General features: G+C 67.9%; 9 protein-coding genes, 2 tRNA genes and 1 pseudogene. 7 read left to right on the top strand and 5 right to left on the bottom strand.

Translation table 11 applies throughout. The features are described 5' to 3' along the window. On the top strand, nt 1-802 hold an 802-nt coding region (gene ilvC, locus VED21_RS14940; protein ID WP_324883298.1), incomplete at its 5' end, for a ketol-acid reductoisomerase. A gap of 178 nt (nt 803-980) precedes the next feature. Here the strand turns inward: ilvC and hisE are convergent. Then, nucleotides 981-1,343 (bottom strand): phosphoribosyl-ATP diphosphatase, encoded by a 363-nt coding sequence (gene hisE / locus VED21_RS14945; protein ID WP_324883300.1) that lies wholly within the window; start codon nt 1,341-1,343, stop codon nt 981-983. Nucleotides 1,344-1,391: 48 nt separating this feature from the next. Further along, a complete protein-coding gene (gene phoU / locus VED21_RS14950) occupies nt 1,392-2,117 on the bottom strand; it encodes a phosphate signaling complex protein PhoU (RefSeq protein WP_324883302.1) in 726 nt (241 codons plus the stop codon). Between the two features lie 502 nt (nt 2,118-2,619). On the opposite strand from phoU, the gene VED21_RS14955 reads away from it, so the two are divergent. The 6 genes from VED21_RS14955 (at nt 2,620) to VED21_RS14980 (ending at nt 7,320) form a co-directional block, all read left to right on the top strand. After that, nucleotides 2,620-3,660 (top strand): rod shape-determining protein, encoded by a 1,041-nt coding sequence (locus VED21_RS14955; RefSeq protein WP_324883305.1) that lies wholly within the window; start codon nt 2,620-2,622, stop codon nt 3,658-3,660. A 91-nt stretch (nt 3,661-3,751) separates the two neighbouring features. Then, nucleotides 3,752-4,624: a rod shape-determining protein MreC gene (mreC, locus tag VED21_RS14960; protein WP_324883307.1), complete on the top strand. Its 873-nt coding sequence runs from the start codon at nt 3,752-3,754 to the stop codon at nt 4,622-4,624. After that, the gene (gene mreD / locus VED21_RS14965) at nt 4,621-5,130 is read left to right on the top strand and encodes a rod shape-determining protein MreD (protein ID WP_324883309.1); all 510 of its coding nucleotides are present in this window, start codon (nt 4,621-4,623) and stop codon (nt 5,128-5,130) included. The genes mreC and mreD overlap by 4 nt, the downstream gene beginning before the upstream one ends. A gap of 10 nt (nt 5,131-5,140) precedes the next feature. Then, complete coding sequence (gene mrdA, locus VED21_RS14970; RefSeq protein WP_324883311.1) at nt 5,141-7,036, top strand: penicillin-binding protein 2; 1,896 nt, start codon at nt 5,141-5,143, stop codon at nt 7,034-7,036. Nucleotides 7,037-7,143: 107 nt separating this feature from the next. Further along, nucleotides 7,144-7,219 (top strand) — tRNA-Lys (locus VED21_RS14975). A gap of 25 nt (nt 7,220-7,244) precedes the next feature. Then, nucleotides 7,245-7,320: transfer RNA gene (locus VED21_RS14980), tRNA-Lys, on the top strand. Nucleotides 7,321-7,535: 215 nt separating this feature from the next. Here the strand turns inward: VED21_RS14980 and VED21_RS14985 are convergent. The 3 genes and pseudogenes from VED21_RS14985 to VED21_RS14995 form a co-directional block, all read right to left on the bottom strand. After that, complete coding sequence (locus tag VED21_RS14985; protein WP_324883313.1) at nt 7,536-7,874, bottom strand: DUF1153 domain-containing protein; 339 nt, start codon at nt 7,872-7,874, stop codon at nt 7,536-7,538. A gap of 197 nt (nt 7,875-8,071) precedes the next feature. Continuing rightward, nucleotides 8,072-8,815 (bottom strand): flagellar hook assembly protein FlgD, encoded by a 744-nt coding sequence (locus tag VED21_RS14990; protein ID WP_324883315.1) that lies wholly within the window; start codon nt 8,813-8,815, stop codon nt 8,072-8,074. Nucleotides 8,816-8,874: 59 nt separating this feature from the next. Further along, a pseudogene (locus VED21_RS14995) lies at nt 8,875-9,109 on the bottom strand (flagellar hook-length control protein FliK); the annotation flags it as partial.

The raw sequence follows: 9,109 nt of genomic DNA on the forward strand, positions 1-9,109 counted from the left end.
GGCCGACGTGGTGATGATCCTCACCCCCGACGAGCTGCAGGCCGACCTGTACCGCGACGACCTCGCGAAGAACATGAAGCAGGGCGCCTCGATGGTGTTCGCGCACGGCCTGAACGTGCACTTCAACCTGATCGAGCCGCGCGCCGACCTCGACGTGTTCATGATCGCCCCGAAGGGCCCCGGCCACACCGTGCGCGGCGAGTACCAGCGCGGCGGCGGCGTGCCCTGCCTGGTGGCGGTGCACCAGAACGCCACCGGCAACGCGCTGGACATCGCGCTGTCCTACGCCTCGGCCATCGGCGGCGGCCGCGCCGGCATCATCGAGACCACCTTCAAGGAAGAGTGCGAGACCGACCTGTTCGGCGAGCAGGCCGTGCTGTGCGGCGGCCTGACCGAGCTGATCAAGGCCGGCTACGAGACGCTGACCGAGGCCGGCTACGCCCCGGAGATGGCCTACTTCGAGTGCCTGCACGAGGTGAAGCTGATCGTCGACCTGATGTACGAGGGCGGCATGGCCAACATGCGCTACTCGATCTCCAACACGGCCGAGTACGGTGACTACAAGACCGGCCCGCGCATCGTGACCGCCGAGACCAAGGCCGAGATGAAGCGCGTCCTGGAGGACATCCAGACCGGCCGCTTCGTGCGCGACTGGATGCTGGAGTGCAAGGCCGGCCAGCCGAGCTTCAAGGCCATCCGCCGCCGCAACGCCGAGCACTCGATCGAGCAGGTCGGCGAGAAGCTGCGCGCCATGATGCCCTGGATCTCCGAGCGCCGCCTTGTCGACAAGGCCAAGAACTGAGCCCTGCGGTTCGGTTCGGAAAACGGGAAGCGCGCCCCTCGGGGCGCGCTTTTCGTTTGCACGAAACCCGCCATTTGTAGGTTGGGTTGAGCCGCAAACGAAAACCCAACGTCCTTGCCGTGTCGGGGTCGTCGGGTTTTCGCTGGCGCTCAACCCAACCTACGGGCGTTACGGGGGCTCACTTCCCGCCGCCGCCCACCATCACCTTCGGCAGCTTCTCGGCGATGCCGTACAGCGTCTCGCGGCGGCGCAGCTCGGCGTAGACGTCCTCGGGGCGCAGGTCGAGCTGGGCCCACAGGACGGACAGGTTGTAGAGCAGGTCGGCGCTCTCGGCGATCACGCCCTCGCGGTCGCCGGCGATGGCGTCCAGCGCCACCTCCACCGCCTCCTCGCCGACCTTCTTGGCGATCTTCTTGGTGCCGGCGGCGAACAGCTTGGCCGTGCGGGAGCCGGCCGGGTCGTGGCTCTGGCGTTCGCGGACCGCCTCGTACAGGCGGACCAGCTCGTCGGAGGATGGGGATTCGGGAGCGCGCTTCGTCATCTATCCTACGTGTCCATGACCGCGCATGGTTTCCATACCACCGGCGGCTTAGATCGTCGCCGTCTCGCTGGTGCGGTCGGCCTTCGGCCGCTCCTCCGCCAGCGGGCGGCCGGTGGCCAGGAAGTGCACGACCTCCGCGATGTTGGTCGCGTGGTCGCCGATGCGCTCCAGGTTCTTGGCCATGAACAGCAGGTGCATGTGCGTGGCGAACAGGTCGGCGTTCTCGCCGGCCGCGCGCACGATGTCGCCGCACAGGCTGGTGTACAGCGCGTCCACCTCGGCGTCGCGGCGCCACACGTCCAGCGCTGCCTCGGCGTCCGCCTCGACATAGGCGTCGACCACCGCGCTCAGCCGTTCGCGCACCATGCGGCCCAGCTCCGGCAGCGCCGCCGCCACTCCCAACTCCCCTACGCCCAAATCAGGCAGGCTGACCAGCGCGGCCGAGCGCTTGGCGATGTTGGCGGCGTAGTCGCCGACCCGTTCCAGGTTGTGGGCGATCTTCAGCGCCGCCATCACCTCGCGCAGGTCGTCGGCCACCGGCTGGCGCAGCACCAGCAGGCGCATGGCGTGCGCCTCGATGCCCTGCTCCTCGCGGTCCAGGCGGTGGTCGCCGCGGATGACCTCGCCCGCCAGCTCGGGGTCGCGGTGGGTCAGGCAGGACAGCGCGCCGTCCAACTGCGTCTCCGCCGCCCCGGCCATCTCCACCACGCTGGAGCGCAGCTTGCGGATGGCCTCCTCATAGGCCGTGACGATGTGGGGCGTGGTGTGTTTCATGGCATTCCTCCGGCTGCGGACCTTAGCATGAACCCGCATGCCGTGGGATGTTGGTGGGGCGTTGCTGAACGAATCTTTTTCACGGGCTTTTTCCGCATGTCCCCCCGGCGCGCACGGATCCCCTTCGTGTCACAAAGCCATTGCGGCTGCGGGGGATTCCGCCTAGAAAACGGCCCGACGGCTGGACGCGGTGCGTTGACGGAAAATTAACCGTGATCCGCGAGTGTACGTCCACTCGCGGACGGACGGACCTGCTGATCCCGCATTCGCGCGGGGCTCCCGGCGGAACACCCCGGCGGGCATCGACGCTCCCCCGCCTCAAGAGGTCCCGAAGGAACCGTGCATGACCATATCGCCCCGCCTTAAGCATCAGAGGGCAGCCTCCACCGCACTCTCCGCTTGAGCGCACCGGAACCTTGGTCTATGGAACCGTCGGCGGAAGTGGTAGAAAGCCCTTTCGCCGGCCAGGCCGTCGCAACCGAATGAAGAGCTAGTCGGGTCCATGCTTTCCAAACTCCTCGGCGTTCTGTCCGCCGACATGGCGATCGATCTTGGGACGGCCAACACCCTCGTCTACGTCAAGGGGCGCGGCATCGTGCTGAACGAGCCGTCGGTCGTGGCCATCGCCAACGTCCGCGGCAAGAAGCAGGTGCTGGCCGTCGGCGACGAGGCCAAGATGATGCTGGGCCGCACGCCCGGGAACATCCAGGCCATCCGTCCGCTGCGCGACGGCGTCATCGCCGACTTCGAAGTCGCCGAGGAGATGATCAAGCACTTCATCCGCAAGGTGCACAACCGCCGCAGCTTCGCCAGCCCGCAGGTCATCATCTGCGTGCCGTCGGGCTCGACCGCGGTGGAGCGCCGGGCGATCCAGGAGTCGGCCGAGGCCGCCGGTGCCCGCCGCGTCTTCCTCATCGAGGAGCCGATGGCCGCCGCGATCGGCGCCGGGCTGCCGGTGACGGAACCGACCGGCTCCATGGTCGTCGACATCGGCGGCGGCACCACCGAGGTGGCCGTGCTGTCGCTGGGCGGCATCGTCTACTCGCGCTCGGTGCGCGTGGGCGGCGACAAGATGGACGAGGCGATCATCGGCTACATCCGCCGCACCCACAACCTGCTGGTGGGCGAGGGATCGGCCGAGCGCATCAAGAAGGAAATCGGCTCCGCCTGCCCGCCGGAAGACGGCGAGGGCCGCATCCTGGAGATCAAGGGCCGCGACCTCATGAACGGCGTGCCCAAGGAACTCATCATCTCCGAACGCCAGATCGCCGAGTCCCTGGCCGAACCCGTGTCGGCCATCGTCGAGGCGGTGAAGGTGGCGCTGGAGCACACGGCCCCCGAACTGGCCGCCGACATCGTCGACAAGGGCATCGTGCTGACCGGCGGCGGCGCGCTGCTGGGCAACCTGGACTACGTGCTGCGCCACGCCACGGGCCTGCCGGTGTCGATCGCCGACGACCCGCTGTCCTGTGTCGCCCTGGGCACAGGCCGCGCGCTGGAAGAGATGAAGACGTTGCGAAACGTCTTGGTCAGCGCATACTGATCGTGTAATTCTCAGTCGGGTACCTCTCTCCCCGTGATCACAATGCGGTCGTGGGGAAGAGGCGGGCCGCGTTCCTGGACGGGATCATCCTGTGAAGCCGCGAACCTCCGGATCCGTCGTGCGCCTAGCCGCCCCGCTGAAGGCCCTGGCCCAGCGTTTCTCTTTCCTTCTTCTGGTGCTCGCCTCGGTCGCGCTGATGATGGTCGGCAAGGTCGACGCGGTGCTGGTGGATAGCGTGCGCGCCCGCGTCACCGACGCCTTCGCCCCGATCATGGACGCGCTGTCGCGCCCGGCAGCCACCGCCGCGCACTTCGTCGAGTCGATCGTGGCGCTGGAGAACGTGTACGAGGAGAACCAGCGCCTGAAGGCGGAGAACGCGCGCCTGCTGCAATGGAAGCAGGCGGCGACTCGGCTGGAGGCCGAGAACGGCAGCCTGCGCGCCCTCCTGCACTACAAGCCGGAACCGACGGCGTCCTCGATCACCGCCCGCGTCATCGCCGCTCCCGGCGGCTCGTTCCTGCGCACCGTCGTGGTCACCGCCGGCCGGCGCGACGGCGTGCGCAAGGGGCAGGCGGCCATCGGCGGCGCCGGCATGGTCGGCCGCGTGGTCGAGGTGGGGGAATGGTCGGCGCGCGTCCTGCTGATCACCGATATCAACACGCGCGTTCCCGTCGTCCTGGAAAGCTCGCGCGCCCGCGCCGTGCTGGCGGGTGACAACTCCGACCAGCCGCGCCTGTTGTACCTGCCGGCCGACGCCGTGATCGCGGTGGGCGAGCGGGTCGTCACCTCCGGCCACGGCGGGCTGTTCCCGCCGGGCATCCCGGTGGGCGTCGTCACCGCGGTGGGCGAGCGCGGCGTCAAGGTCCAGCCGATCGCCGACCTCAGCCGGCTGGAGCATCTGCGCCTCGTCGACTTCGGTCTGCCCGGCGTGCAGGACGAGATGGATCAGCGCACTCTGAAATGACCGTCACCCTCTGGCAACGTCTCGACAAGGCCGGGCGCAACCTCGCGCCCTTCGCGGTTACGGTGATGCTGCTTCTGCTCGGCCTCGTGCCGCTGCGGATTCCGGCCTACACCGCCGTGGCCCCGTCGCTGACGCTGATGGCCGTCTATTACTGGACGATCCACCGCCCCGACCTGCTGCGCCCCGGCGCGGTGTTCGCGCTGGGCCTGCTGGAGGATCTGCTGAGCGGGGCTCCGCTCGGCCTCAACGCGCTGGTGATGGTGACGGCGCACTGGGTGGTGCTGACGCAGCGCCGGTTCTTCCTGGCCAGCACCTTTCCACTGATGTGGTTCGGCTTCGCGCTCATCGTCTTCGGCGCCGCGGTGATGGAATGGATGGTGTTCAGCGTGCTCAACACGGCGCTGCTGCCGTTCCGTTCCATGTTGTTCCAGGCGCTGCTGACGCTGGCGCTGTTCCCGGCCTTCACGTGGCTGTTCGTCCGCGTGCACAGGGCGTTCCTGCCATGACGGAGGCGGCATGAGCGGCTCACGCGGCATGTCCGGCGATCGCGACACCGACCGCTACCGCACGCTGACGCGGCGGATGCTGGTGCTGGGCGGGCTGAAGGTCGGCCTGCTGTCCACGCTGGCCGGGCGCCTCTATTACCTGCAGGTCCTGCAGTCGCAGAAGTACACCATGCTGGCCGAGGAGAACCGCATCAGCCTGCGGCTGATCGCCCCCTCGCGCGGGCCGATCGTCGACCGTTTCGGCGTTCCGCTGGCCGTGAACCAGCAGAACTACCGCGTGGTGGTCACCGCCGAGCGCACCAAGAGCATGCCGGAGACGCTGGACAAGATCGCGCAGATCGTGCCGCTGACCGACGCCGACCGCCGGCGCGTGATGCGCGAGCTGCACCGCAAGCGCCGCTTCGTCCCGGTCACCGTGCGCGAGAACCTGACCTGGGAGCAGGTCGCCACCATCGAGATGAACATCCCCGACCTGCCGGGGGCGTCCATCGACGTGGGCGAGATCCGCTACTACCCCTTCGGCGAGGCGACGGCGCACATCCTCGGCTACGTCGGCGCCGTCTCCGAATCGGAGCTGAACGGCGACCCGGTGCTGTCGCTGCCCGGCTTCCGCATCGGCAAGAGCGGGCTGGAGAAGCACCACGAGAAGAGCCTGCGCGGCACCGCCGGCACCAGCCAGCTGGAGGTGAACGCGGTGGGCCGCGTCATCCGCGAGCTGTCGCGGGACGAGGGGCAGCCCGGCCGCGAGGTGCAGCTGACCATCGACATCGGCCTCCAGCAGTTCGCCCAGCAGCGCCTGTCGAAGGAGCAGAGTGCGGCCTGCGTGGTGATGGACGTGCACACCGGCGCCATCTACGCGCTGGCCTCGCACCCCAGCTACGACCCCAACCAGTTCACCATGGGCATCAGCGCCGAACTGTGGGAGGACCTGCTGTCCAACCCCACGACGCCGCTGAGCAACAAGGCGGTGGCCGGCCAGTACCCGCCGGGTTCCACCTTCAAGATGGTCACGGCGCTGGCGGCCCTCGAATCGGGCATCGTCAACAAGAGCTTCTCGGTGTTCTGCCCCGGCCACTACGATTTCGGCGACCACCGCTTCCACTGCTGGAAGAAGGGCGGGCACGGCACCGTCGACATGGTGGGGGCGCTGCGCCACTCCTGCGACACCTTCTTCTACGAGGTGTCGCGGCGCATCGGCATCGACCGCATTTCCGAGATGGGCAAGCGCCTGGGCATGGGGCAGCCGTCCGGCCTCGACCTGCCGCACGAGCGGCCGGGCGTCATGCCGTCCACCGAATGGAAGAAGGCGACCATCGGCAAGTCGTGGGCGCAGGGCGAGACGCTGATCGCCTCAATCGGGCAGGGCTACGTGCTGGCCACGCCGCTGCAGCTGGCCACCATGTCCTGCCGCCTGGCCAACGGCGGGCATGCGGTGAAGCCACACCTGACCAAGCAGATCAAGGGCGGCCCGCACGAGACGACGGTGTGGCCCTCCATCGGCGTGAAGAAGGACCACCTGGACGTCATCATCCGCGGCATGACCGAGGTGGTGAACGCCCCCAACGGCACCGCCTTCAAGGCGCGCATCACCGAGGCCGGCTTCGAGATGGCCGGAAAGACCGGCAGCGCCCAGGTCCGCCGCATTTCCATGGCCGAGCGCAACACCGGCGTGAAGAAGAACGAGGACCTGCCCTGGCGCGAGCGCGACCACGCGCTGTTCGTCGCCTTCGCGCCGGTGCACGCGCCGCGCTATGCCATCGGCGTGATCGTCGAGCACGGCGGCGGCGGTTCCACGGCCGCCGCGCCGATCGCGCGCGACATCCTGCTGGAGTGCCAGAAGCGCGACCCCGGCCGTTCGGCCGTCGCCGACGTGACGCCCGGCGCCCCCGACGGGCCGCGCGGCTGAGCGGCGAAAAACCTCGCGCCGACCGGCGGATTTCCCCTGGACAACGCCAAAGGGGTCCATTATACAGCGGGCCTCGCCGGACGGAACGGCCGGCGGGACGAAGAGATGGGCGCATAGCTCAGTTGGTAGAGCAGCTGACTCTTAATCAGCGGGTCCAAGGTTCGAGTCCTTGTGCGCCCACCATCTCTTCAAAAAGGAAAAGGTGTTCGGGCGCATAGCTCAGTTGGTAGAGCAGCTGACTCTTAATCAGCGGGTCCAAGGTTCGAGTCCTTGTGCGCCCACCATTCCCACCGAACACACCGATCGAAACACGTCGAGGCCGCCGCAAGGCGGCCTTCGTGCGTTGTGGGGCGTGGTGATAACGTTGGGTTTTCGCTGGCGCTCAACCCAACCTACCGGCGTCGTCCCGAATCGCGTCCCGTAAAAAAGCGAAAGCGCCGTCGGGCGGAGCCCTGCGGCGCTTTGTCGCATGTGCGGTGATGGATTCGGGTCGGCAGGTTTACTCGGCGGCTCCGCTCATCATGCGCGGGCGTGCCGGGGCGGCACCGCCGCGATAATCCTGCAGGCGCGTGGCGCGCAGGCCGCGCACCCCATGGCTGTCGATCAGCCGCTGCCAGGACAGGAATTCCTCGACCGACAGGGTGTAGCGGCGGCACGCCTCCTCAAGGCTGATCAGCCCCGAGCGCACGCCGGCCACGACCTCCGCCTTGCGCCGCATGACCCAACGCTTGGTGTCCGGCGGCGGCAGATCGTCCTCCGTCATCGGCCGCCCTCCGGGACCGATGACCGACGCTCCACCGGAGCTGTCGTCGTCAAGTTCGGTATCGTGAGATGACATGCGCGGACGCTCCATCCACCACTGCAAGTTCCTGCTACGGCGTCGGAGTGTAACCAGGGGCACTTAAAAAATGCCTAATCGATAGGGTTAATGCTTTAGACATGAAATGATCGGGTCCGGGCACGGAAAGGCCTCCGCCCGCGGTGCGCAGGGGAGGCCCAGAGACCGTTCAGGAACCCCGCCGGAGCGGGGAGGGATCAGCGCACCGACTCGATGTCGGACCACGGCAGCGACTTGCCGTTCACGTTCAGCATCATTTCGCCGTCCTTACTGTTGTCGATGCCGGCGACGGTGCCGAAAGTGAAGCTCTTGGTCTTGATGATGTCGTCGGTGGTGGCGCCCTTCGGCGCGACGTTCAGCTTGTAGGTGCCGGGCTGCACGGCGCGGCCCTGGTCGTCCTTGAAGTCCCAGCTCACCACGTGGCGGGTGCCGGCGGTGGTCTCGCCGTTCATGGAGCGGACGATGCGGCCGGTGCTGTCCAGGATGTCGACGCGCGTGGACTTGGACGCGGTCTCCAGCTCGTAGCCGAGCGGGGCGGCGGTCATGCCCTGGGTGTACTGGAACTCCTCGCCCTCATAGACCACCGTGCGGCCGAGATAGGCCAGCTGGGTCGACGCCGACCCGGCCTGCTGGAGCTTCAGCAGCTTGTCGAGCCGGCTGTTGGTGCCGATGTTCTGCTCGACGTTGGCGAACTGCACCAACTGCTGCGTCATTTCGTTGGTGTCCATCGGCTTGGTCGGGTCCTGGTTCTTCATCTGCGTGGTCAGCAGCTGCAGGAAGTTGTTGAAGTTGTCGCCGATGCCCTTCAGCGCCGTATCGGTCTTCACCTCGTCCGCGGTCTTGGTGGTCGTCTCGGTCTTCTCGGGCGTCTTGGTCTGCGACTGCTTCTGCGTGCCCCAGGGGGTCAGGTTGCTGGAGCTGTCGGTCGAGGTGATGGCCATGGTCGTGGTCCTCTATGCGTTCGCGGCGGATCGGCGTCCGGAGTTCAGGATCTGGACGGTCACACGCGGAAATCGACGCGCCCGGGGGCGAGGGTCAGGGCGTAGGCGGCGGCCACTTCGGCCGGGTCCTCCTCGTCGCCGGCGAAGCCGCGGCCGCGCCGGCCCGATCCGGACCCATTGCCGCCCTCACCGGCGAAGGGGTTGCCGTCGCCGCGCAGGCTGAAGCTGAGGCTGCCGGAGTCGGCCTTCACGCCGGCGTCCTGCAGGGCCTTCTCCAGCGAGCGGGCGTCGCGC

The organism is Azospirillum sp. (assembly GCF_035627195.1).
GTDB lineage: Bacteria > Pseudomonadota > Alphaproteobacteria > Azospirillales > Azospirillaceae > Azospirillum.

Excerpts from the sequence above, each read along its gene's own strand:
- hisE (WP_324883300.1), bottom strand. The coding sequence starts at position 1,343 with ATGACGAAGCGCGCTCCCGAATCCCCATCCTCCGACGAGCTGGTCCGC.
- phoU (WP_324883302.1), bottom strand. The coding sequence starts at position 2,117 with ATGAAACACACCACGCCCCACATCGTCACGGCCTATGAGGAGGCCATC.
- VED21_RS14955 (WP_324883305.1), top strand. The coding sequence starts at position 2,620 with ATGCTTTCCAAACTCCTCGGCGTTCTGTCCGCCGACATGGCGATCGAT.
- mreD (WP_324883309.1), top strand. The coding sequence starts at position 4,621 with ATGACCGTCACCCTCTGGCAACGTCTCGACAAGGCCGGGCGCAACCTC.
- mrdA (WP_324883311.1), top strand. The coding sequence starts at position 5,141 with ATGAGCGGCTCACGCGGCATGTCCGGCGATCGCGACACCGACCGCTAC.
- VED21_RS14985 (WP_324883313.1), bottom strand. The coding sequence starts at position 7,874 with ATGTCATCTCACGATACCGAACTTGACGACGACAGCTCCGGTGGAGCG.
- VED21_RS14990 (WP_324883315.1), bottom strand. The coding sequence starts at position 8,815 with ATGGCCATCACCTCGACCGACAGCTCCAGCAACCTGACCCCCTGGGGC.